21 protein-coding genes and 3 pseudogenes are annotated in these 24,977 nt (G+C 37.5%); 2 read left to right on the top strand and 22 right to left on the bottom strand.

Annotation, left to right across the window (positions count from 1 at the left end):
- Positions 1-52: 52 nt before the first annotated feature.
- From ppdK to JCM9157_RS12005, 8 genes and pseudogenes are all read right to left on the bottom strand, one after another.
- Positions 53-2,718, bottom strand: a pseudogene (ppdK, locus tag JCM9157_RS12040) (pyruvate, phosphate dikinase).
- Positions 2,711-3,535 (bottom strand): pyruvate, water dikinase regulatory protein, encoded by an 825-nt coding sequence (locus JCM9157_RS12035; RefSeq protein ID WP_035665017.1) that lies wholly within the window; start codon positions 3,533-3,535, stop codon positions 2,711-2,713. The pseudogene ppdK and the gene JCM9157_RS12035 overlap by 8 nt, the downstream one beginning before the upstream one ends.
- Positions 3,536-3,845: 310 nt before the next feature.
- Complete coding sequence (nikC, locus tag JCM9157_RS12030; RefSeq protein ID WP_035665036.1) at positions 3,846-4,736, bottom strand: nickel transporter permease; 891 nt, start codon at positions 4,734-4,736, stop codon at positions 3,846-3,848.
- A 46-nt stretch (positions 4,737-4,782) separates the two neighbouring features.
- Positions 4,783-5,784 carry an ABC transporter permease gene (locus JCM9157_RS12025; protein WP_035665015.1) on the bottom strand — a complete coding sequence of 334 codons (1,002 nt, stop codon included), beginning with the start codon at positions 5,782-5,784 and terminating at the stop codon, positions 4,783-4,785.
- Positions 5,785-5,938: 154 nt separating this feature from the next.
- Entirely contained in the window at positions 5,939-7,579 is a 1,641-nt protein-coding gene (locus JCM9157_RS12020) for an ABC transporter substrate-binding protein (RefSeq protein ID WP_173401255.1), read from the bottom strand.
- Positions 7,580-7,658: 79 nt separating this feature from the next.
- Positions 7,659-8,624: an ABC transporter ATP-binding protein gene (locus tag JCM9157_RS12015; protein ID WP_035665011.1), complete on the bottom strand. Its 966-nt coding sequence runs from the start codon at positions 8,622-8,624 to the stop codon at positions 7,659-7,661.
- Complete coding sequence (locus JCM9157_RS12010) at positions 8,617-9,609, bottom strand: ABC transporter ATP-binding protein (RefSeq protein ID WP_035665010.1); 993 nt, start codon at positions 9,607-9,609, stop codon at positions 8,617-8,619. The genes JCM9157_RS12015 and JCM9157_RS12010 overlap by 8 nt, the downstream gene beginning before the upstream one ends.
- Before the next feature lie 270 nt (positions 9,610-9,879).
- Positions 9,880-10,164, bottom strand: coding sequence for a hypothetical protein (locus tag JCM9157_RS12005; protein ID WP_035665009.1), 285 nt, complete (start codon positions 10,162-10,164; stop codon positions 9,880-9,882).
- Positions 10,165-10,768: 604 nt separating this feature from the next.
- Between JCM9157_RS12005 and abc-f the strand changes: the two genes are divergently transcribed.
- Complete coding sequence (gene abc-f, locus JCM9157_RS12000) at positions 10,769-12,397, top strand: ribosomal protection-like ABC-F family protein (RefSeq protein WP_035665008.1); 1,629 nt, start codon at positions 10,769-10,771, stop codon at positions 12,395-12,397.
- Positions 12,398-12,534: 137 nt separating this feature from the next.
- Here abc-f and JCM9157_RS11995 read toward each other — a convergent pair whose 3' ends face one another.
- The 8 genes from JCM9157_RS11995 to JCM9157_RS11965 form a co-directional block, all read right to left on the bottom strand.
- On the bottom strand, positions 12,535-13,746 hold the full coding sequence (locus JCM9157_RS11995) for a DUF2812 domain-containing protein (RefSeq protein WP_035665006.1): 1,212 nt from the start codon (positions 13,744-13,746) through the stop codon (positions 12,535-12,537).
- 25 nt (positions 13,747-13,771) lie between these two features.
- A complete protein-coding gene (locus tag JCM9157_RS24000; protein WP_369384739.1) occupies positions 13,772-13,942 on the bottom strand; it encodes a PspC domain-containing protein in 171 nt (56 codons plus the stop codon).
- A gap of 315 nt (positions 13,943-14,257) precedes the next feature.
- Positions 14,258-15,022, bottom strand: a complete 765-nt coding sequence (locus JCM9157_RS11990) for a hypothetical protein (protein ID WP_035665004.1) — start codon at positions 15,020-15,022, stop codon at positions 14,258-14,260.
- Positions 15,009-15,536: an RNA polymerase sigma factor gene (locus JCM9157_RS11985; protein ID WP_052013115.1), complete on the bottom strand. Its 528-nt coding sequence runs from the start codon at positions 15,534-15,536 to the stop codon at positions 15,009-15,011. Before JCM9157_RS11985 ends, JCM9157_RS11990 begins: the two co-directional genes overlap by 14 nt.
- Positions 15,537-15,897: 361 nt before the next feature.
- On the bottom strand, positions 15,898-16,275 hold the full coding sequence (locus JCM9157_RS11980) for a rhodanese-like domain-containing protein (protein ID WP_052013114.1): 378 nt from the start codon (positions 16,273-16,275) through the stop codon (positions 15,898-15,900).
- A gap of 215 nt (positions 16,276-16,490) precedes the next feature.
- The gene (locus JCM9157_RS11975) at positions 16,491-17,501 is read right to left on the bottom strand and encodes a zinc-binding alcohol dehydrogenase family protein (RefSeq protein ID WP_081734160.1); all 1,011 of its coding nucleotides are present in this window, start codon (positions 17,499-17,501) and stop codon (positions 16,491-16,493) included.
- Between the two features lie 127 nt (positions 17,502-17,628).
- Positions 17,629-18,048 (bottom strand): RrF2 family transcriptional regulator, encoded by a 420-nt coding sequence (locus JCM9157_RS11970; protein ID WP_035665001.1) that lies wholly within the window; start codon positions 18,046-18,048, stop codon positions 17,629-17,631.
- An 81-nt stretch (positions 18,049-18,129) separates the two neighbouring features.
- Entirely contained in the window at positions 18,130-19,083 is a 954-nt protein-coding gene (locus JCM9157_RS11965; protein ID WP_035665000.1) for an EamA family transporter, read from the bottom strand.
- A gap of 193 nt (positions 19,084-19,276) precedes the next feature.
- Here JCM9157_RS11965 and yhfH point away from each other — a divergent pair, with 193 nt between their 5' ends.
- Complete coding sequence (gene yhfH / locus JCM9157_RS23995) at positions 19,277-19,411, top strand: protein YhfH (RefSeq protein ID WP_081734156.1); 135 nt, start codon at positions 19,277-19,279, stop codon at positions 19,409-19,411.
- Between the two features lie 84 nt (positions 19,412-19,495).
- Here yhfH and JCM9157_RS11960 read toward each other — a convergent pair whose 3' ends face one another.
- The 6 genes and pseudogenes from JCM9157_RS11960 to JCM9157_RS11935 form a co-directional block, all read right to left on the bottom strand.
- Positions 19,496-20,095 carry a response regulator transcription factor gene (locus JCM9157_RS11960; protein ID WP_035664999.1) on the bottom strand — a complete coding sequence of 200 codons (600 nt, stop codon included), beginning with the start codon at positions 20,093-20,095 and terminating at the stop codon, positions 19,496-19,498.
- Positions 20,092-21,218: pseudogene (locus JCM9157_RS11955) on the bottom strand (sensor histidine kinase). Before JCM9157_RS11955 ends, JCM9157_RS11960 begins: the two are co-directional and overlap by 4 nt.
- Positions 21,219-21,339: 121 nt before the next feature.
- Positions 21,340-22,398, bottom strand: coding sequence for a Delta(5) desaturase DesA (desA, locus tag JCM9157_RS11950; protein WP_035664998.1), 1,059 nt, complete (start codon positions 22,396-22,398; stop codon positions 21,340-21,342).
- 187 nt (positions 22,399-22,585) lie between these two features.
- Positions 22,586-22,975 (bottom strand): VOC family protein, encoded by a 390-nt coding sequence (locus tag JCM9157_RS11945; RefSeq protein ID WP_035664997.1) that lies wholly within the window; start codon positions 22,973-22,975, stop codon positions 22,586-22,588.
- 129 nt (positions 22,976-23,104) lie between these two features.
- Entirely contained in the window at positions 23,105-23,407 is a 303-nt protein-coding gene (locus JCM9157_RS11940) for a hypothetical protein (protein WP_052013113.1), read from the bottom strand.
- Between the two features lie 141 nt (positions 23,408-23,548).
- Positions 23,549-24,963 (bottom strand): annotated as a pseudogene (locus tag JCM9157_RS11935) (Na+/H+ antiporter NhaC family protein).
- Positions 24,964-24,977: the final 14 nt, after the last annotated feature.

Genomic DNA, 24,977 nt, shown 5'->3' with positions numbered 1-24,977 from the left:
CCTGACCCCCAGCGCTTTAAAGCACTGGGGGTCAGGCCCCCTTTTTTCTTTTTTACTGCGATACAACCATTGACTGTACCAATTCAGTCTTGATACTTGCTTGAGCAGCTGCAAGACGCGCAAGTGGCACGCGGTACGGGGAACAACTTACATAATCAAGCCCTACTTCATGGCAAAATTGAATGGACTGTTGTTCGCTCCATGCTCTCCGCATATCCCAGTTTTTAAAGCTGGTTTCGTCTTTCTTCCAAGTTTCACACCTGTTTCAACTAACTTTCCAACCCCTTCTTGATCTAGTGTTGCGAATGGGTTAACAGGTAATATTTTGTTTTCTATATAAGCTTGTAGGAATTTTCCCTCCGCATCATCACGACTGTAACCAAAAGTCGTTTGCGTTAAATCATTCGTACCAAAGGAGAAAAAGTCTGCTTCTTCAGCAATTTGATCTGCCGTTAACGCAGCACGAGGAACCTCGATCATCGTTCCGATTAGATAATCTATTTTTGTTCCTCTTTCCTCCATCACTTGTTCACCAATAGAAATTACTAACTGTCTCATTTGTTTTAACTCATTTACATGACCAACGAGTGGAATCATAATTTCTGGTTTAACAACCATACCTTTTTCGACTACATTTGTAAGCGCATGAAAGATGGCTTTTGCCTGCATCATGTAAATTTCCGGATGACTCATTCCTAATCGACAACCACGATGTCCGAGCATCGGATTTGCTTCATCTAATAGACGTACTTTTCTTAAAAGCTCTTCTTTCTTCTTCAGTTCCTCTGTGTTTCCCTCAGTGATTTGCAGTGTTGTCACATCAACAAGCAACTCTTCTTTATTAGGTAAGAACTCATGAAGAGGAGGGTCTAATAACCGAATTGTGACAGGGTGTTCTTGCATTACTTCAAAGATTTCCTCGAAATCTTTTTGTTGCATTGGTAAAAGTTTTTGAAGTGCTTCTTCCCGCTCTTCGAATGTATCAGCTAAAATCATCTCTTGCACAATCGGAATCCGCTTAGAATCCATAAACATGTGCTCAGTACGACATAAACCAATACCACCTGCTCCGAAATCCAACGCTTTTTTCGCGTCCTCTGGGTTGTCAGCGTTTGCTCTTACTCCAAGTTTTCGCTCTGCATCGGCCCACGTTAATAACAACTGAAACTCTTTTGATAGCTTAGGCTCAATCATTGGTATATCGCCTACCATCATTTCACCTGTGGAACCATCAATCGTAATAACATCGCCTTTTCGAACAATTGTTTCTCCTACTTTAAATTGTTGTGATTTCAAATCGATTTTTAACACTTCACATCCACATATACAAGCTTTGCCCATTCCTCTTGCCACAACCGCCGCATGACTTGTCATCCCGCCACGGCTCGTAACTGTTGCTTCTGCAGCCACAATCCCGTGAATATCATCAGGAGTTGTTTCTGGTCGAACAAGTATTACCTTTTGATTCTCTTTGGCCAGCCTCTCAGCTTCATCTGCATCAAACACAACTCGACCAGTAGCCGCACCAGGAGATGCAGGTAGACCTTTTGCTAAAACATTTCGTTTAAACGAATCATCAATTCGACGATGAAGAAGCTGGTTCAACTGTTCTGGATCGACCCGAAGAAGCGCTTCTTTTTTGCTGATAATCTGCTCATTTACTAATTCCACAGCAATCCTAATTGCTGCCTCAGCTGTTCGTTTTCCAGTCCGTGTTTGTAAAATAAACAGATCACCGCGTTCCACCGTGAATTCAATATCCTGCATATCTTGATAGTGATTTTCTAGAATTTGGCAAGTGTTAACAAATTGCTCGTATACATTAGGCATTTCCTGTTTCAACGTCACAATTGGTTGTGGAGTCCTAATGCCTGCGACCACATCTTCTCCTTGCGCGTTGATTAAATATTCTCCGTAGAGTTTAGACTCACCTGTCGACGGGTTACGTGTAAATGCAACCCCAGTTCCTGAGTCGTTCCCCATGTTTCCAAACACCATGCTTTGAATGTTGACAGCCGTTCCGAGATGACCGGGTATTTTTTGAAGACGTCGGTATACGATTGCGCGTTGGTTGTTCCAAGAATCAAACACTGCCGTAACAGATAGAAATAGTTGCTCAAACGGATCCTCAGGAAAATTCCGCTTTGCATGTTTTTTCACAATCTCTTTATACCCTAAAATGACTTCTTTCCAATCTTCCGCTTTCATTTCGGGATCTGTTTGATAGCCTTTTGCTTCTCTAATCTCCTCTAATAATTGTTCGAAGTAAAAGCCATCCACTTTTAATACCACATCACTAAACATCTGGATAAATCTACGGTATGAATCGTATGAGAATCGCGGATTATTTGTTAGACTTGCCATCCCTTTTACCGTCTCATCATTCATACCGAGATTTAATACAGTATCCATCATGCCTGGCATCGAATGAACAGCACCAGAGCGAACCGATACGAGCAAAGGATTTGTCGGATCTCCAAGTTTTTTTCCAGTGTGTTCTTCTAGGGAGTGAAGCGCTTCTAATATTTGCAACTCAATTTCAGTAGGGAGTTCTTTTTTTGCTGAGTAATAAGCATTACAAGCCTCAGTTGAAATGGTGAAACCATAAGGCACAGGTAAACCAATACGCGTCATTTCAGCTAGGTTGGCTCCCTTCCCTCCAAGTAGTTCCTTTTGCTTGCTATGGCCCTCATCAAACATATAAACGAATTTATTCATGAATTCCAGCTCCCCTCTTTTTTAACATTGCTAAAATCAAATCAGCTGTTTCTTCTACTGCCTTATTTGAGACATTGATAATTGGACAACCAATCCGTTTCATAATGGTTTCCGCATAATCTAACTCTTCGAGAATCCGATCAAAGTCTGCGTAATTAGCCATCGGTAGCAACCCTAAATTTTTTAAACGTTCCTTTCGAATCTCATTTAATTTGTCTGGTGTGATTACTAACCCGACGCAAGTATTGCGAGGCAATTGAAAAAGTTCGTCAGGTGGAGATACTTCTGGGACCAAAGGTACATTGGCTACCTTAAAACGCTTATGAGCTAAGTACATTGAAAGTGGTGTCTTCGATGTTCGTGACACCCCAATTAAAACAATATCTGCTTTTTTTAATCCTCTAACATCTTGACCATCATCATATTTAACCGCAAACTCAATCGCTTCCACTCTACGAAAACAGTTATCATCTAATTTCCTCATTAATCTAGGTTGGCGAATAGGATCTTTATTAAACGCCTGCGAGAAAGCTTGCATGAGCGGATTCATTAAATCAATTGCTGTAATCCCTTCTTCTCTGGCTCTCTCGTCTAAATAGCTCTTTAATGATGAAATGACGATCGTATAAGCAATGATTGAGTGCGTTGATTTTGCAGCACATAGTACGTTGTGAATGTCATCTTGATTTTCAACATAAGAGAAATGTTGAATCTCAACTTCCCCATCATTAAATTGAGAGGCAACCGCTCTTACCATTAACTCAGCTGTCTCACCAACTGAATCAGACACAACGTAAACCATTTGCTTTTTATCCATATTGGTCCCCCTTCCTCACTATCAGTAACTCGCTTAGCCAGCCCTATGTATTTCCAGTAGGTGAACAAATATTAAACTTAATAACAGCTGAGTAGTTTAATTAACTGATGACATTAGTTAAGCCCATTGGAGCATTTCTATTTTTATTATGTTATACTAATAAACGATTAATCAGTTAATATGCTATACTATAAATTAATTAGTATATTACCATCATTCTAGGTTCGTTACAACCGTTATTTGTAAAAAAATAAAAAAGGGTGCCTGACCCCCAGCGCTTTAAAGCGCTGGGGGTCAGGCACCCTTCATTTTAATTTTTCATCTTAGGATCGAGCGCATCCCTGAGACCGTCACCAATCATGTTAAAGCCTAATACCACAAGCATAATCGAAAAGCCTGGGAATAAAACGGTCCATGGAGCAGTTTGAATATATTGCCTTGAATCAGAAAGCATTTTTCCCCATTCAGGCATTGGTGCTTGAGCTCCGAGCCCAAGAAATCCCAATGCTGCTGCTTCTAAAATCGCCGTACCAAACCCTAGGGTGGCTTGAACAATAATGGGTGCTAAACTGTTAGGTAGAATATGATGAAAGAGAATACGGCCATTTTTCATTCCTTGTGCCTTCGCCGCCATAATATACTCTTCTTCTCGTAAGCTAATAACTCTTGAACGTACCAATCGTCCAAAGATCGGGATATTAATAATAGCAATGGCAATCAACGCATTTTGTAAGGAAGGTCCTAAGATTGCAACAATGGCAATCGCTAATAAAATGCTCGGAAACGCAAGCATAATATCAAAAATTCGCGAGATTAGCATGTCAATCCAACGTCCATAATAACCCGCAATAATGCCTAGTAGCGTACCGAACACAAGAGCACCTGTGACAGCAAAAAAACCAACCCAAAGGGAAATTCGCGCTCCATGTGCAATCCTCGAAAAAATATCTCGACCAAGATCATCAGTCCCAAACCAATGCTCTGATGACGGGGACTGCAGACGGTTTTGTAGATGGGTGTCATCATATGCATATCCTGAAATAAATGGTGCAAACAAGGCTACTAGTATGAAAAAAACAATGATACCCATACCAATGACAGCGAGTTTATTTTTAACCAATTGCCTCATCGCATCACGCCAAGGTGAAACAGCTTTTACTTGCTCTTCATTATGGTTTGGGGGTTGAGTGTTTCCTGACATGTGTACCTGTTCTGACCTTATTGTTTCCATCTCTGCTCCCTCCCCATCAATATTTAATCCTAGGATCAATGTAAGAATACAGCAAATCAACGATTAAATTGATCATAACGAAGATTGTCGCCACCACTAATATGCCGGATTGAATAACTGGATAGTCACGATAGCCTATTGCTTCAAATATATAACGGCCAATACCTGGCCAACTAAAAATCGTTTCAGTTAAGATTGCACCACCAAGTAAGGCACCCGTTTGTAAGCCAATGACTGTTAAAACCGGAATGGTCGCATTTTTTAAGGCATGCTTATAAATCACAAAAATCGTTTTAGATCCTTTTGCATACACTGTTCGAATGTAATCGGAACGTAACACCTCTAGCATACTTGAGCGAGTCATCCTAGCGATAATCGCCATCGGGATCGTTCCTAACGCAATTGCTGGTAAAATTAAGTGTTTAAGGGCAACCCAAAGCTGATCCCACCTTCCTGCAATAATCGAATCTATTACATAAAGGTTTGTGACCGAGGTAATAGGGTCACGCGGATTATCACGACCAAATGCCGGTAGCCACCTTAGTTCTTGAGCGAAAATCCATTGTTCCATTAAAGCAAGCCAAAAGATAGGCATCGAAACTCCTATTAAAGCAATTAACATCGCTGTATAATCAAACCATGAATTTTGCTTCCAAGCACTGATAATCCCAGCGTTAACACCAATAACAATGGCAAATAACATTGCAAAAAAAGTTAACTCAATCGTTGCTGCTAAATAAGGCCACATCTCTTCTTTAATCGGAGTTTTTGTACGTAGGGATGTCCCTAAATCACCAGTAACCAAGTCTTTCACATAAACCCCGTATTGGACAATGTAAGGCTCATTTAATCCCAATCGTTGTTCTAAATCCTCGATCGCTTGTGGAGTTGCCTGTTCTCCTAATATAGTCTGAGCAGGGTTTCCTGGAATTAAATGAATGATTGAAAACGTTACAAGAGACATTCCGATCAGGACAGGTATTAGCATCAAGATTCTTCGGACGGTATACGCAAACATAATAGTCACCTCAATTCAGATCACATTTAGGTAGATTTTCAGAAGTTAAACGTAAAGAAAACTTTTGATATCTTCCAAGTTTCTTTATGTAAAACCTTCTATCTTTTAAAAAAAGGATAGCAGAGTTTCGCTCTACTACCCTTAACTTTGCGATTTAGTCTGCAAGCTCGACGTAGGTTAATACTTCACTAGTAGATGGATGCGGGACATAATTGTTCACATAAGAAGCTCCTGCAAGAACTGGAACGGAGTGAACTAATGGAACCATTGGGGCATCAGCGTGAATTAGTGCTTGCGCTTGTTTATATAATGTTTCGCGCTCTGATGGTTCCACTGTCGTTTTTGCTTGATCTAGCAAGCTTGTAACTTCCTCATTTCGATAGAATGAACGGTTTCCTCCTGGAATTGCGTGAGAGCTTAATAGGTTAGATAAGAAGTAATCCGGGTCTCCATTTACCCCTGACCAACCTAGCATGAACATATCTTGCTCTCCTTGCTGTGTTTTTTCAAGATACGTTGCCCATTCCATCGTGACAATGTTTGCCTTTACTCCTATTTTTGCTAAGTCTGCTTGCAGGGCTTCTGCTGCACGCTCGGGATCTGGCATATAAGGGCGCGCGACTGGCATCGTCCAAAGATCAAATTCAAACCCGTCTGGATACCCTGCTTCTGCTAGCAAACTCTTTGCTGTCTCAGGGTTAAAATCATACGCTTCAATCTCATCGTTATATCCTAAATACCCTGGCGGCACCGCATTTTTTGCCGGCTCTGCTCTACCATTATATAGAGCAAAGATGAGTGATTCTTTATCAATCGCATGGTTGATCGCTTGACGAACTAACGGATCATCAAAAGGTTCTTTTTCAACATTGAAACCTAAATAACCAATGTTATTCGTCGCACGTTCAAACAGCTGTAACTCAGCATCTCCTTCAATGGTTGCGATATCATCTGGATTTAAGCCGTCCATTAGATCAATCTGACCAGAACGTAACGCAGTTAGACGGGCTGAATTATCAGGAATTACTTGAAAAATCACTCGATCGAGTTTCGGATACCCTTCTTTCCAATAATTTTCGTTTTTCTCCAAAATAATAGAATCATCTTTTTGCCAACTAACAAACTTGAATGGACCTGTTCCTACTGGATTTTCATTAATTCTACTGCCATGTTCTTCAAATGCAGCAGGGGATGTAATTGCAAAATAGCTCATGCCCATGTTTTGCATGAAAGAACCTAGCGGCTGGTTTAAAACAAATTCAATCTCATAGTCACCAAGGACATTAATCTCTTCAATAGCGTGGCCTTCATCACCTTTAAAACCACCAAACTGCGTGCCATACACACTATATGTATAGCCTTCAGCAGCAAAATTAAAAGGATGTTCGGGATCTGCCCAACGTTCAAAGTTTAATTTAACAGCCTCTGCATTAAAGTCTGTTCCATCATGAAACTTCACTCCTTCACGAAGTTGGAACGTGAATGTTAACCCGTCATCTGAAAAAGACCAATCTGTCGCAAGTCCAGGTCCAATCTCAAAAGAATCTTGATCAAATTCAATTAACGTCTCGTAAATTTGCTTTGTAACGCGAGAAGACTCTCCGTCTGTTACACTTGCGTAATCAAGGCTTACTGAATCTCCACCACGAGCAAAAATTAGGACCTGATCACGTGTCGACTCAGCCTGTTCAACAGGCTCATCCGTACCGTCCTCCGTTTCAACTGGAGCTTGCGTGTCTTCCTTACCACCGCAAGCCGTCAAGAACACGGCTGATGCTAATAAAAGCATTAGCATGACTAACAAACTTTTTTTCTTCAATTGCTTTTCCCCCTTTAATAAATTGAAGTTAAATTTTGTGATTTGGCATTTCTTTTTAATAGAGATGACAAGCCACAAAATGATGATCTGTAACAGGTTGAAACGTGGGACGTTCTGTTTTACAAATTTCCATACATTCAGGACATCGAGTATGAAATGTGCAGCCCGCAGGCGGATTCGATGGACTTGGTACATCTCCTTGTAATATGACACGTTCACTTTTATGGTCTGGATCTGGGACTGGAACGGCAGAAAGCAGTGCTTTTGTATATGGGTGAAGAGGTTCGTCATATAAATCATTCTTGGTCGCAAGTTCCACCATACGTCCAAGGTACATCACTCCGACCCTGTCACTTATATGTTTCACGACACTTAAATCATGAGCAATAAACAGATAGGTAAGTTGAAATTTATTTTTTAAGTCTTCCATTAAATTTAAGATCTGTGATTGTACAGAAACATCGAGGGCAGAAACAGGTTCATCACAAATGAGAAGCTTTGGATTAACAGCAAGTGCTCTAGCAATTCCAATTCGCTGTCTTTGACCACCGCTAAATTGGTGTGGATAACGAGAAGCATGGTAAGAGCTCAAGCCAACGACCTCCAGTAACTCGCACACCTTCTCCTTACGTTCTTTAGTTGTTCCAATTCCATGGACAAGAAGAGGTTCACTAATGATCTTTTCAACTGTATGACGTGGGTTTAAAGAGGCATATGGATCCTGGAAAATCATCTGCATGTCTCGCCTTAGCCTTCTCATCTCCTCATCACTTACTTTTGTCACATCTTGCCCGTTGAAAATCACACTTCCTTCTGTCGGTTCAATTAAACGTAAAATGGCTTTTCCCGTTGTTGATTTCCCACAACCACTTTCTCCAACAATCCCAAGAATCTCTCCTTCGTATAATTTAAAAGAGACATCATCAACAGCTTTGACCTCACCTACTTTTTTACCAAAGATGCCACCTTTTATCTCAAAATATTTCTTTAGCTTTTTTACTTCAAGTAAAGGCTTAGTCACCAGTTTTCCCTCCTTCTTCTTCATATAGAAAGCACCGACAAAGATGATTTGGCTTAATTGAGGTTAATTCTGGGTCTTTTTCATAACATTTTGTCATCACAGATTCACATCGTGCTGCAAAGCGGCACCCTTTTTTGATAGAACCTGGTTTTGGCACTTGACCAGGAATGGAGTAGAGTTGTTTCTCTTTTTGATGAATTTTAGGTAACGAACGAATTAATCCTTTCGTATACGGATGCTCCGGATTTTTTAAAATTGTTCTCACATCGCCTTCTTCCACTACCTTCCCGCAATACATAACGACAACTCGGTCACAAATCTCCGCAACAACGCCTAGATCATGAGTAATCAACATAACGGCTGTTTCGTTTTCTTTATTTAACGTTCTCATTAAATCTAAAATCTGAGCTTGGATCGTAACATCTAATGCCGTTGTCGGCTCATCAGCAATTAATACTTCAGGATTACAAGACATCGCGATCGCAATCATCACACGTTGCCTCATCCCACCTGATAGCTGATGCGGATATTCGTTAACAATTTCCTCTGCTCTAGGAATTCCAACTTTATTTAGCATTTCAACCGCTCTTGCTTTTGCTAGCTTTTTGCTTACCTTGCTGTGATTGCGTATCGCTTCTATAATTTGATCGCCTATTGTAAACAAAGGATTAAGTGACGTCATCGGTTCTTGAAAGATCATCGCAATTTCATTACCACGTATTTTTCTCATTCGCTTCATAGATACCTTCGATAAATCCTCGCCTTTGAACAGAATTTGACCTCCAACCACTTTACCTGGCGGATTCGGCACAAGCTTCATAACGGATAATGATGTGACGCTTTTTCCACATCCTGATTCTCCTACAATGCCAACAACTTCTCCCTTATGTACTTTAATACTGACCCCGTCAACAGCTGGGATTTCTCCAGATTCTGTAAAAAAATGAGTACGTAAATCAGCTAATTCCAATACGACCTCTGCCACCACAAGCCCCCCTCTCTATTCTTGTCTTACAATATAATAAATCTATTTGAAATGTATATTTGTACTCCCGAGAAATACAGATGTTTCTTGTTTAAACTAAAAATCACGATAAATATTGACAAAAACCACTTGTCTTTGCTTGAATATATTAAATATATGTCAACTATATTACAGTTTAATGAACTTTTTATTTAAACGTCTTTGCTGAAAAAACAATTAAAGGGTGCCTGACCCCCAGCGCTTTAAAGCACTGGGGGTCAGGCACCCTTTTCAACCAACTTTATTAAATAATTCCGGAAGATCATGTACGATCAATTCCTTTATCTTTTCAACCTGAAGACTTTCAACAGGATAAGCTTTAATTTTTTGCAAGCTAGAGCAAGAGTCACCTTTAAAAATATAGATAACCTTCTCAACAAATCTATCTTTTTCTAAACAAACATTATTTTTCAAGACAAAATCCTTATTTAAAGTTTCCTCGTAAACTACGTAAAAGTTATCAGCAATTTCACCAGTGAACATTTCTTTTGTTTCAATCAATTCATTAACAAACATCCTGGCCATCCCCTTAGATTTGAGTTGTTATTACTCCTTTATTTTAAACGGGAAGTCAGAAAGTAACTGTAACATTCCTCACATGTTAGGAAATTTTAATCACATTAGAATTAGCAAAAATCAGAAAATCACTCTAAGTTTAAATTTGAAAACCATATTTTCAGAGAAGTTATGATCAAAAACGGCATGACTGAACAAGAACAACATTTATCCATTTGATCAAAATCGGTTCGAAGTTTAGCTCATAAAATCAAGAGCATGAAAAATAATCAAGCTTCTGCGAAATAATAATAGTACTAACCTAAACTAATACGTCATTTCCTATAAATGGATAAACTGTCTATTGATTTCTTAATTAACAAATGCTACACTCTCTGTAATATGAACAGAAAGGGATGATGGATGGACAATGAAGAACTAATCTTATTTTTTAGAATTTGAAATTCATATTTCGAATGATAAACTAATAGGATTAGTCTGCCCATTTATAATCATCTCCCGTGCGACAAGTATGAGAGTTTATTTAAGTACGGTTCTGACTAATCCTTCCAACACAAATTGGGAGGATTTTTTTATTCTCCTTATAACGAGGGGCGATGTTTACATGAAGGAATTACTACAACTGCAAAATATTTGCGTAGAAATAAAAGATTATCCCATCTTTAAAAATGTCAATTTACACGTTCAACAAGGGGATATCATCGGCATCATAGGAAAAAATGGAGCTGGAAAAACAACTTTATTGCATATACTGAACCATGATTTAACACCAACAGAAGGACTAATCAACTTTATTCAGAGTGATTTAAAAGTGGTTCTCGTTGAACAAGAAACGGAGTCACATTCCTTTAAAGACGTTTCTACACAAGAAATTGAACTGTTAGCTAAATGGAATGTCCCTACTCATGATTACTCAAAATTGAGTGGTGGTGAGAAGGTAAAGGCGCGTCTTGCAAAAGGACTTTCTCAACAGACAGATCTTTTATTATTAGATGAACCGACCAACCATCTTGATGAGGAAAGTTTAGTATTGTTAATTAAACAGATAAAACAACATAAAGGTACGATTATCTTTGTATCTCATGATCGTTATTTTCTAGACCATGTTGCTACAAAAATATGGTCTATCGAAAAGGACCAGATCATTAGCCACAAAGGCAACTATTCTAGTTATATGAAATTCCGTGAACAGAAACGACTTTCACAGCAACGTGAACATGAAAAACAACAAAAAATGGTTGAGCGAATCGAAGCCCAAATGAAGGAACTAACTTCTTGGTCGAATCAAGCTCATGCCCAGTCAACGAAAAAGGAAGGGTTTAAGGAACACTATCGTGCAAAAGCAAAACGAATGGATGCCCAGGTAAAATCAAAACAGAAACGACTTGAGAAAGAGTTAAAGAAAATGAATGTCAAGCAACCCGATCAAGAATACGAAGTTCAATTCTCCATGAAAGCCAATACGAAAGTGGGAAAACGTTTCTTAGAAGTTAAACATTTAGCGAAGTCGTTCAATCGACGTCTTCTTTTCCAAGATTCCAACTTTACCATACAGCACGGTGACAAAGTTTCGATAATAGGACCGAATGGAAGTGGGAAAACAACTCTTTTAAAAATTATTACCGGCCTTGAAACAGCAGATGGGACTATTTGGATTTCACCGTCTGTCAAAATTGGCTATTTAACTCAAGATGTATTTGATCTCCCTCTTGAACAAACTCCTCATCAATTATTTGAACGAGAGACATTTGAGGAAAGAGGGCACGTCCAAAATCTAATGAAGCATTTAGGTTTTACCGCTTCACAGTGGTCACAACCAATTAAAAATATGAGCATGGGCGAGCGTGTGAAATGCAAGCTAATGAAGTTTATTTTAGAAGAAAGAGATGTCCTGATTCTAGATGAGCCTACCAATCACCTTGATTTACCTTCAAGAGAACAACTCGAAAACACGTTAGCTCAATACAATGGGACATTACTTGTCGTCTCACATGATCGTTTTTTCACTGAAAAAACAACTACTTCAAAGCTTATAATCGCTAATAATCAAATTTACAAACAGTTAAGTGAAACAGCACTTAAGATTAACGAGTCAGAAGAACTCCGGTTACAGCTTGAAACAGCACGACAAGAGGTTTTGGGGAAACTTAGCTTCGTGACGAAAGAGAGCAAAGACTACCTTGAACTAGATCAGCGATTTAAAGAGTTAACAAAACGTATAAATGAGCTTTAACGAATAAAAAGACGATTGCATGGCGCAATTGTCTTTTTTCTGGCTCACTCAAAGGATATAGGGTACTCCGCTTAAGACTATTGATTAAAAAAGATTACAAGTCTTAGAAAACGTCCGACATTCCCCAGTATGAATAACTACCTTTTTTTGATTCGCAAATAATATAACCACGTTCTTATTGAGGATGCTCCATAGAAGAGGATGCATAATGCTACTAAAATAAGTAGAAACCACGGTATACCCATATGCTCGTTTTCTAAAGCTAAGATGGTGTGAATTTTCATTAATAATCCATATAACAACATTATAGGAATAAACAAAGCTGTGTTCGTTAGCACTACATTTTTCGCTTTGTTTTGTTGAATGGTCTTATCAGAATATAATTGAGGTTTTTCTTCATTTTCTTTATATTCCTTCGACCAAATAGTCCATTTTTGTATGTCTGACATAGTGGAAAAGACATATTTCCAGCCCTTATTCTTTATTTCTATCATCGAGCTTTCTTTTGCCAATCCCTGGTACACGGCGCAATAACTGATTTTTCTCGGGGTGCCAACATCGAAATAAAATCCCGTACCCATCCAATCCACACGGTACAAATTATATCCTTTTACTTCCATCGCTTCGAGCCATTTTTCAAGTTTATCTGGTGCATACATCCAGGCAAATTTTCGTTTAACCATTAATTTACCTTGCTGCTTCAATTCTATTTCTTCATGTTCGGATCGCTTCCCCTTCGAATTCAACATATCTTTCTCAAGTTCTGCCCATCCACTCAATTCTCCTCTAAGTAATTTATTACTTGTTTTAATTTTATAAACCGAATAAATAGAGTAAATAAGGACTGCCACAAATAAGACTCTTATGTAAGCAAGAAACCAAGGTGTATTTGTTGGTTTTCCAGCCTCTCCATACCTTAAAAAATCTCTAACAGATTCAGGATAACTACGGATGGAGAGATAATTGATGAGATTTATTAGGATAATTATAGAAAGGAAGATTAATATCCCACTGCAGATGAAGAAATTCTTACGATTATGGTTGATCACACCTTCCCTGGTGAATGAAGGGTCTAGCTCGTTTGAATTGTTTACGATAAACCAATTGTTTTGGTTATATTTGAGGTTCCAATCAGCGTTAATTACTTCCTCTGGAAACTGCTTTCCTTGTGCTTGACTGTAACCAATTTTATAGGTGACTTTTTTTGGTATACCTTTTTCAAAAACAAAAATACGACTACTTCTTTTTAAATTCTTCAAATGAAAGCCTTTCTCAGCCATTTCAGAAAGCCACTTCTCTGTTTGTCGAACATCAAAACTCCAAAAAGGCCTGAATACCTGTTTATGCATTGGCTCCTCCTTTTTAAATACCAGCTTATAAAGATTGTGGAGTATCAGGCAACACATTTGCCAAAACAATATAAATTAACAAAGAGGCCGGTGTAAAAAGGAAAAGCAATCTAATTAGCAAAGGGGATACCCCAAAATATTCACCGATACCACCACAAACTCCCGCTATTGATTTGTTTGCAGCTGACTTTTTTATTGCAATTCTCTTCAGTTTAATCTCTCCCTTAATTTTGTTAACCGCCCTTATTTTACCATATGTAATTTAGGCAGTTGATTGAATTAAAAATGTTTTCACGAAGTAGGCGTTAGTGATTCTTGTTGTTCAACTACGAATTTCGTAGTTGAAATATGGATTAGTAGATATTTTCGTAATTTAGAAGATAAAGGTACTGAATTAATAGAAACAATGCGAAATTAGGTGATATTGCGTACCTATTAGTAGATATATTTAAAAATTAGAAGATAAAAAGGAGTGCCTCCCTCTCTAGGGAGAAAACTAGGACTTCACATCCTAGTTTCCACCTACACGTTTAGGTTCTATTTGTTTCAAGAAAGTCTCTACGATCTCAACCGCTTCTCCATCTGTTTTGCCGTCACTGAGTTTAACAGTTATGTAGTAAACTAAGTCAGATAAACGGAAACTGAATACTACTTCACGGTCATTAGGGTTAAACTGATGGCGCACGTTAATCCCTTCTATCTGCATTAATTCTCCTTTGGGAGTTACCGCTTCTTCATAATCCATGATATAAACAAGTACACTAATCTCCTCCTCATTAACGTGTTCACCATATATGACTTCTCCTTGAGTCAATAGTTGGACCTTCATTTCTTCACTCACATACTTCTCGTTTCTTTCATCGGCCATATAAGCAATAACGGCTCCGTTCATACTAGGAAAACCCTCTGGAACTTCGTTATTTGGAATCCAAATCAAACCAATCGAGTGGTTCTCAATCTTTGGTAAGTAAACATCATGATCAAATAAGTCCGTCAATTCATTTTCTAACGTTTCATGGTTCGAGTTCTGATCTGAATGATTTTCATTCAAAAGAGTTGGCATAAATAAATAAGCACCTACAAAAAATATAACCGATGCGATAATAGCTGATAAAATAGGCAGCGATAAATGAATGTGGTTACGTTTTCTATTCCTTTCTTCGATACTTGTTAATAATTTAGATCGCAGATTTTCTTTCTCTCTATCTGTAAAATCAATCTTCTTTAACTGCGAGAGTGTTTTGTCAAGCTGAGTTTTTTCGTCAGAACGCTTCATGCTCATATCCCTCCTCTTCTAATTGCTTTTTTAAAGCAGATAAGGCTCTGAGTAACGTGACCTTCACTTTACTTTCAGACCAGTTAAGCACTTCTGATGTTTCTTTAATAGATAACTCTTTCACTTTCCTAAGAATGATGACTTCTCGGTAAGACCTTTTTAATCTCCTAAGCGATCTATACAAGTACTGTTCATTTTCATCAAGTTGTGTTAATTTTTCAGGACAGTTCGGGTCGATTTTTATTATTGCAAAAGTTTCAACCATATATAGTAATGGTTTTTTCTTGCGCATATAATCAATAGTGACATGACGAGCAAGTCGGTATAACCAGTTTTTATCACTTGTTTCGTTCTTATAGTGAATTAAACTTTTATAAGCTTTTAAATACGTATCGTGAGTTAAGTCTTTTGCTTGCTCCTGGTCCCCTATCATCATGAAAATAAAACGATATATATCAGAACTATATTGATTATACCAATCAAGTATTTTTTGATTTTGGGTTTCCTCCCTCAAATAAATCACCTCTCTTTAATTTAAATAGCTGTTTACTCTTATTAGTTTTAAAGACGTTTAATTCTTATAAAAGTTACATTATGAATAATAAAAACGTTTCTTTTTTTGAAACGACTTGCATGTCGCTTCTTATAGTTGCTTACAGTTTATCATGATGACTATTGTGAATAGATGATTATCTCAATTGTCAGAAGAACAATTGACTCACCTTATCCTGTCTTCAATCTTTCGTAAAACCATTTGAAACTCCCAATATATTACCTTTCTATCAGAGATGAAGTTTTACCCTTAACCATAAAAAAAGTTCCTGATCTGTCTTACTCAGGAACTTCTTTTCTCAACAATTGTAAATTGTTTCCACTCAGGCTTTCACTTGCTTAACTTCACTTTCTTGGATGACTAAATGGTCCGGGCGGTAACACCCAATAACATGAAAACCTTTACGACGTAAGAAACGAACACTTAAGTTTAGTAGAATTGGATCAGATACAACAAGGACAACTTCCTTGCTTTTGATTTCTCTAAAATGTCTTTTAATATAAGCAAAAGGAAGGTGAATGACTCCCTCTACCGGCAGTTTTGTTGCACCATTGTAATCTCTGACATCTACTAGAACAACTTCTTTTCTCAATTGATCAGATTCAAGGTCAAAATAATTTATTCCATTTACAGGCACTACTCGTTCGCAAATAAAAATTAAGAGACCTATTAAAAGTAATAGTACGAAAAAAAAAAGCATGTTCTATTTACCTTCCTTTTTTTAGATATTATCTTAAATGGTGCAAAATTCATTTAAAGCAAACTTAGTTTACTATAGTCCCGTTCAATATGTTACAAAAAAAGTTACAGTTACGATAGGTGGGAAAACCTAAGCTTAAATAGCTGCTTAGGCTTAATCATTGATTTTGTAGTAATATGATAAACAGTTGATGAATTAAACAAATTGCCACATGTCTAAAAATCCTCTAACACAATTTTCCCTATCGCTGTCCCTGCTTCTAGTTCTGCATGTGCCTTACGTATATTTTCGGCATTGATTGGACTGATTACCTTATTTACAGTTGATTCAATTGTCTTAGAATCAATCAATTTAGCCACTGCATTCAAGATATGGTGCTGCTCAATCATATCTGGCGTTTCGAACCTAGCACGTGTAAACATAAACTCCCAAACAAAAGTAGCACTCTTTTGGAAAAGAGGAAAGAGATTCAGTTTCTCATTTGTTTCATAAATGGAGCAAATTTTCCCTTGAGGCTTAATCGCTTCAGACATGTTCTCCCAGTGTTGACCAGTCTGATTTAAACAGAAAATATAATCAACCTCGTCTAAATCAAGTTCTTTTAACTGCGTAAGAAAAGAATGGTGGTGGTTAATAACGTAATCTGCCCCCCGTTCTTTTACCCAACGAACGGAGTCTGGCCGTGAAGCTGTGCCTATTACCTTTAATCCTGCCCACTTAGCTAGTTGTATCGCAATTGAACCAACACCGCCAGCTGCTCCAATAATTAAAATCGTTTTGTCGCGGTTTCCTTCTTTTGCAATAGCTAATCGCTCAAATAGCCCTTCCCACGCCGTAAGCGCCGTAAGTGGTAATGCAGCAGCTTCTGCAAAGGAAAGTGAGCTCGGTTTATTCCCAACAAGTTGTTCATCTACTAGATGATATTCACTGTTTCCTCCTTGACGAGTAATACTACCTGCATAATAAACTTCATCGCCCTCTTTAAACAAGGAAGAACCAGACCCAACCTCCTCGACTATACCGGCTACATCCCACCCTAAAATTTTTGCGATTTCCTCTGTTTTCTCCTTCGGCTTTCTTACTTTAGTATCTACTGGATTCACTGAAATTGCTTTGACCTTAATTAGTAAATCTCTGCCTTTTGGAGACGGTTTCTCTATTTCAAGATCTAATAAACTTTCTTTATCTTCGATAGGAAGGTACCGAAACAATCCTACTGCCTTCATCGTTTCCATTAAAAAACTCCTTTCATTCACAAAGAAAAATTCTTCTATAATATAACCTAGCTCTCAATCAGGATAACTATTCTAACTGCAATTAAAAAAATTACAGTTAATTCATAAAATAAAACAATTATTGAAATTGTTTTATTTTATTTAATATAGAAGCAATTGATATTTGATCGAGATACATTGAAAAGTATTGATCAGCATCCTCAAAAACGTCATCCATAACAATTGAAATATTTGAAGCAATCACGCAATTTACCTCAGGGTCTCCTGAACACCAATTTGGTTTAATCGTTCCGCAAGAAACTGAGCGGTAAATTTGTCCTAAAGTAATCTCATTAGGATCTTTTTTGAGGATATACCCGCCGCCGATCCCCTCTTTTGTTTGAATAAGTTCATTCTTACGCAAACAACTCATGATTTTACGAATCCTAGCAGGGTTTGTCGCTACATTGTTCGCGATAACTTGGCTACTTGCCATATGATCTGGCAAATATGCTAAAAAAACTAAACTATGGACGGCTATTGTAAACTCACTATTCACAAGGTTTCCTTCCTCCTGTAACCAATACTGTAATAATAGTTGCTACAGTTAATGAAGTCAAATTTATTGATAGCAGACACTCTATCCCACTTCTTCTTTTAACTTCAACTCTGAATTCCCCCCTTGCTTCTCCTTAGTACTTGACAGAATTACAATCGTAGCAATAATGCAAAATGCGCCGACCCATTCTGAAATTCCAAACACAACATTTAACCAAACAACCGCTAGTATTGCCGCTGATAATGGTTCGGCACAAGCAAGTAAACTTGTTTCTGTTGGCTTAAGGTATTTTAAGCTCTCTAGATAACTGTAAAAAGCTATAATTGTACCAAAGACAATAACGAACAAGAGAGCCAGAATAGACGTAAATGAAATATGCCCAACTACCTGCCATGGTGGATGGATAAAACTCATTCCAACCCCACCTATTATCATGCCCCATCCAACTACGACAGTTGATCCAAACTCATTTAAAAGTTTTATAGGCTGTAACGTATAAAAAGCAAGAGCAACTGCTGATGCAAGCCCCCAGAATAACGCCCATCCTGAAATTGACAACGTTGTGAAGTTTCCATGTGTCACTAATAAAAATGTTCCTAACAGAGCAAAAAAGATTGCAACAATCTGATTCTTAGTTGGTAACGTTCTAAATCGAAATAATAGGTATAAAACGATCATCACTGGCCCGGTATATTGAAGAAGTGTTGCAGTAGCAGCATTACTAGCTTCAATTGCAGCAAAGTACGTGTATTGAACGGCCAGCATGCCAAAAACTCCAAATAGAACCAAGTTTATCTGATTAGACCGAGTCGTCCAGATACTCCAGATTTTCTTGTTCCCCCCTATAATAGCTAAGCATAGTAGAACAACTCCAGCACTTAACAAGCGAATAACCGTTAACCACTCGGCATTAAAGGCTTGTTGCTCAAATAAATATTGCCCCACAGTTCCTGATATCCCCCATAGCACTGCTCCCAACAGGACGAGGCAGATTCCAATTAACCTAGCTTTTTTTTGATTTTTTTCTAGATTCATTTATTTTCCCTCACTCATTTGTCAGATACATACATATTACCATGAACAGCATCAGAGACAATTCTCAAACCCCATAAATCAACTTCCAAGACTAAATAATTCATTGCAAAAATAATTATTATAAAACACTATTGATTTTTAATAACTGTTATAATACAATGAAACTAACAAAAGACAATGGAGGGATTTACCAATGACACCTACACCTGAACAATTCAGAAATATCGAACCGAAAATCTGTACTGATTGCGGAAAAAAGATTGTAGAAATGCATGAATCCTATTTAACCCAGTGCGATAAATGTTTAAGTCACGTTGAACACCTCTAAAATAAAATAAACTGTTATAAAACATAAATTCCCTTAAAAAGGCTGATTCTATTAATCTAAATAGAATCAGCCTTTCATCAGTATTTATTTAAACCAGCCTTTTTCCTTGAATCTCGAGATAGCTTCGATTCTGTTGCCAACATCCAGCTTATCTAAAATAACAGATATATAATTTCGCACCGTACCATTTGTCAAGAAAAGTTCTTTTGCGATTTCACTCGTGCTTTTTCCATCTGCGATCAATTCCATTACTTGTTTTTCTCGGTTTGTGAGGGGATTTTTATTTTCAAATGCGAGATCAACTAATTCAGGTGCGTAAATACGCCTTCCGTCCATAATTGTGCGAATTGAATTAGCTAGTTCTTCACTGGGGCTATCCTTTAATAAGTATCCACTTACCTCTGCATCTCGCGCACGTTCAAAATAACCTGCACGAGCAAATGTCGTTAGTATAATAACCTTACAAGGCTCGTTAATTAGTTCCTCTGCAGCCTCAAGTCCACTTTTCACCGGCATTTCAATATCCATAATGCAAACATCCGGCTTGTGTTCATGTACTAGTGCTATTGCTTCTTCACCATTTCTAGCTCTACCGACAACTTCCATATCATCTTCTAAATCAAGTAAAGAACTAAGTGCTCCGAGTAACATGCGCTGATCTTCGGCAATGACAATTCGAATCAAATCAATCCCTCCTTGGCCTTTTGTTTTATAGCATTTGGTACTTTAATAACAACAATAGTTCCATTTGCTTGTGAAATTTCTAAACTCCCGTTTACAAATTCTAATCTTTCTCTAATTCCCCTTAAACCATTTCCTAAAGAAGTGCCTGAAAATCCCACTCCATCATCTTGTACAATAATTCGCAATTCATCAGGTGATTCTTTAATACTCACCTTGCATAATTTAGCTTGACTATGCTTAACAACATTAGTGACCGTCTCTTTTAAACACATACTGACGACATTTTCAACTAATAGTGGAGTACTCTTTAATTGAGCGTTGCCATCGAATTGAAATTCCATTTCGGCAGCTTTTAAAATCTGCTGAATGTGGATCATTTCCTCTTCCAGTTTAGCTCCGCGCATATCAGATACCATCTCACGAACTTCTTTTAAAGCCGTTCTAGCTGTTTGATTTATGTCACTGAGTTCAGCTTTGGCTGAGTCAGGATTTTTTTCAATTAACTTCCTAGCTAAATCACTTTTCAACCCGATCAATGACAATTTTTGGCCAAGTGTATCATGTAAATCACGTGCAATCCGCTGACGTTCTTCAATTACCATTAATTGAGAGATTCGCTTATTCGCATCTTCTAATTGTCCTTCTAATTTTTCACGCTTGTTTCGATTATACGTATTAAAAGGCAAGAGGATAACTCCTATTATGGAAATTATGATAAAAGGGAATTGCGCAAAAAATAATTCGTTTTGCGTAAAAAAGCTCAAACTCACTGCAATAATGGTCGTTAATAAATGAACAATGTACAACGTAAAGAAGCCAATTTTACTTTGAACGTTTCCAATGAAAAACGCTAAGAAAAGTGCAAAATACACATACCCATAAAACAGGGTCATTATAATACTGATGGCCATTTCAACCCTACCCACAGATAAACTGGCCAGCTTTTGGATATGAACGATAACCTGTATGAAAGAAAAAAGAGCAAAATCATTATAATTCCGAATATAATTTCTGTCGAAGACGAAGATCGGAAAATAAAATAAAAAGGTAATAAACAAAAAATTATCCAGACGTAAATACTTAGTCCAGTATTCTTCGGAAAAATGTTATACCAATTTTGCATAGTAGCCTCCTCTCTTTTTTGGGTGTTTGATACTATCATACAATATTTGACATAAAATTGTATGGATTTAAGCAAAGAAAAACCATTCAATGAAACGTTGAACGGTTTTTTCGCTTATTTTTTATTTTCCTTGAAGACTTGCTCTTCTATTCTTTATCTCTAATTTTTCCTTAGCTTTTGGAAGAAGGTGCTTTACTTCTTTGAAGCTTACAAATGTCTTTTTACTTTCATCATAAAGACGAAAGCGAATAGACTCTAAACTAGTACCCATTGTGATTGTCGTAGCTTTTTGTAATGGAATCGTTGTTTCATGAACCTCTTCCAATTTATAATTTGGAACTCTTGGACTTAGATGATGAACATGGTGATAACCAATGTTCCCAGTTACCCATTGCAAAATTTTCGGTAACTTGTAATAAGAACTTCCATCAACAGCCGCTTTTACATAGTCCCACTCTGTTTCATCTTCAAAATAAGAATCTTCAAACTGATGTTGTACATAGAACAACCAAATTCCTAGCATTCCTGACACAAATAAAATTGGTGCTTGAATAAGAAGAAATGCTTGCCAACCAATCATCCAAATGATTAGTGAATAAAGTGCTACAACTGAGATTGTGATTGCATGTGTATTTATTCTTTCCTTTTTTCTTGCGTCACTTCGATTAATTCGATTTGTAATGAAAAACAAGAAAAGCGGTCCAAGTCCAAACATAACAAGTGGATTTCGATACAATCTATACTGTAGTCTTTCTTTAAATGATGCAGCTACATATTCTTCAACAGTCATTACCCAAATATCACCTGTACCACGTTTATCTAAATTGCCGCTTGTTGCATGATGAATGGAATGCTCACGTTTCCATTTTTCAAAAGGAAACATCGTGATTACTCCAGTAATATTACCGAGAATCTGATTAGCCTTCTTATTTTTAAAGAAAGAACCATGACAACAATCATGAAAAATAATAAAGATCCTGACAACAAACCCCGATGCTACCACTGCAAACGCAAACGTTAACCACATCGATACCGCTAAGCTTTGGTAAGCTAAAAACCACAATAAGAAAAACGGTGGAATCGTATTTATAATTTGTTTAATACTCGATTTAACGTCTGATTTTTCAAAAGGGGCAATACTTTTTCTAAGTTGAGCTAATTTCTGTTTTTGTGTACTCATAATTTCCTCCTTGAAAGGAACGATTTGTGTAGTTGGAGATTTCATTAACCTAATCATAAAAGATAAACACGTGACAAAGAAGTCATGAACGTCAACTATGGAGTATGACAAGTGTCATGTATATTATAAAAAAGGTGCCTGACCCCCAGCGCTTTAAAGCGCTGGGGGTCAGGCACCTCGCTCATAGTCATCTTTCAGATTCAAAAAACTCAATCCACTCTCCATCTGGACCATGAAAGAAAAAGTATCTAGCTCCGTTTGGCAGTACTGTTATTACTTTATCAATTAATGGTACTTCAAGCTCCCTAATACGCTTCACTTCCTCATCTAGGTTATTGACCTTAATGGCAAAATGATGGACTTTCCCCTCATTTGGTAGCTCGTCATTATATCCTTGAATTAATTCAAGCTCTGTTTCCCCTTTTTGATTAAATCCTAGAAAAGCCAATTTAATATGACCATTCGTATGTGTAAGAGTGTTTTTTAGTTGCATACCTATTATGTTTTGATAAAAGCTGATTGACTTCTCAATGTCTGTTACCATAACACCTACATGTTCAATTCGTTTTATAGACATATTACACCCCTCTCTACCTGTTTTGTAACATTAGCAATCATAACTTCAATTTCTATGTGGTACAACCTCAAAAAGTGATTGGGCTAAGAAAAAGAGAGCCGACAGCAATTTGTCAGCTCTCCACCTAAATTATTGGAGCTTGTTCTGCGAATTAATAACAGATTGAGCTTTTTGGACCACTTGTTGTGCTTGCTGAACTTGTTGAGCTTCTTGTTGCACTTGTTGTTGTGCTTGCTGCAAGTTTTGTTGTGCTTGTTGAAATTGCTGTGTTTCTTGATTCAATTGCTGTTGAGCTAGTTGAACTAACTGCTGCGCCTGTTGAATTTCTTGTGCATTTCCACTAGCTTGCTTTTGTTGCACAACTTGCATTGCTTGCTGAACGGCTTGCTCAGCACGTTGTATCGCTTGTAATTGGTCCTGTTGATTCATCATAGTAAGCCTCCAATAATTTTTGTAGGGGTTTTTACTCCCCTAAATATTTTGCTTACTATCAAGGGAACTATACAATCACTTCTGAGAATAAATTTTTTTAATTTATTTAGCTTTCAGAATAAATTTAGCAATTGATAAAAATTAAAAAACAAACGTCACCGCTACGTACAACACGGTCGTGATGCCTGCAGCAATTAAGGCAGGTCTTAATTTATACTTTGCATACTCAATTACAGAAAGCCCCAATATTTTTGCTATTGTGTTCGTATCATCACTTAGCGGAGAGGCAAATGCCCCAAATGAACCACTAGCAAATACGGCTCCGACCACTAATGGCAATGACACATCACCTACAGTGGCAAGAGAAATTCCTAAAGGCATTAAGATTCCCCATGTCCCCCAAGCAGAACCGATAAAATACGAAACCGCTGCCCCAAAAACAAAAATCAATGGAGCAATAAACATCTGAGGAATCCATCCTGTATGTGCTGTTACGAAAGCGGAGAAGCTAGGTCATCAGTTATAGATGACAAGCCCCAAACAATTGACAACAGCAAAATGACAGACATTAATTCATTTCCTCCATCAATAAAGCCAGAAATTAATTGTTCGAGCTTAAAACGTTGAATTAAATAAAAACCGATGGAAATCAATACAGTAATTAATAAAGCAACCACCATTGCATCGAGAACATCTGCTTGAATGAATGCTTCAAAGAAGCCAAATCCTTTGACATGCCCATCCCACCATGTTAAAAATAGCGTTAAGCTAATGACCAAAATTAAAGGTAACAATAAATTCATTGGCTTAATTGGGAGTTCTTTAGATACAACTGGATGACAATCATGCCAATCATCTTCCTTCTCGACAGTCTCTTCGTCAATTTGCATAGGTGCATCAGATTTCTCCTTTGAATGATGAAAGAAACTTAAATAGACACCTAATAAGATCGTGACGATTGAAAAGAAATTAAATGGGATGCTCTGGATAAAAAGCGAGTAAGGGTCAACTTCAATACCTTGATTTTCCGTTGCAATTTGAATAATTGAAACCATATATCCTACAAAAGCTGTTGCAACCGGAATTAAAACTATGATTGGTGTTGCTGTTGTCTCAATAACGAAACCAAGTTCTGCTGTCGTCATTCGAACTTTCTTAAGCAATGCTCTCATAATTGGAGCTATTGTAACAAATCGAAACGTTGGCGCAGCAAATGTTCCAATCGTTGAAACATACGTTAAAACTAAAGCTTGTTTTCTTGTTTGAATTCTCTCAGCTGCTTTCTCTACGAATCCTCTTATGCCTCCTGTCATTTTAATCATGCCTACAAGACCTGAAAATGCATACAGAAAGACAATAATCTTAATATTATTCGTATCAATTAGCGCTTGTACGACATAAACAAACATGGCTTGAATTCCACCTAGAATGGTCGGTTCCATCAAATAAGCTCCTACAAGCAAACCAAGAAACAAAGCTGGTAACACTTGTTTTGTATAGATTGCAACCGGTATTACCACAAGAAACGGAATGATTGACAACCAACTAGATTCCATCTAACATCACCTAT

The organism is Halalkalibacter akibai JCM 9157, assembly GCF_000513135.1.
In the GTDB taxonomy this organism is placed as follows: domain Bacteria; phylum Bacillota; class Bacilli; order Bacillales; family Bacillaceae_D; genus Halalkalibacter; species Halalkalibacter akibai.
This window is presented reverse-complemented; position numbering and strand designations above follow the sequence as displayed.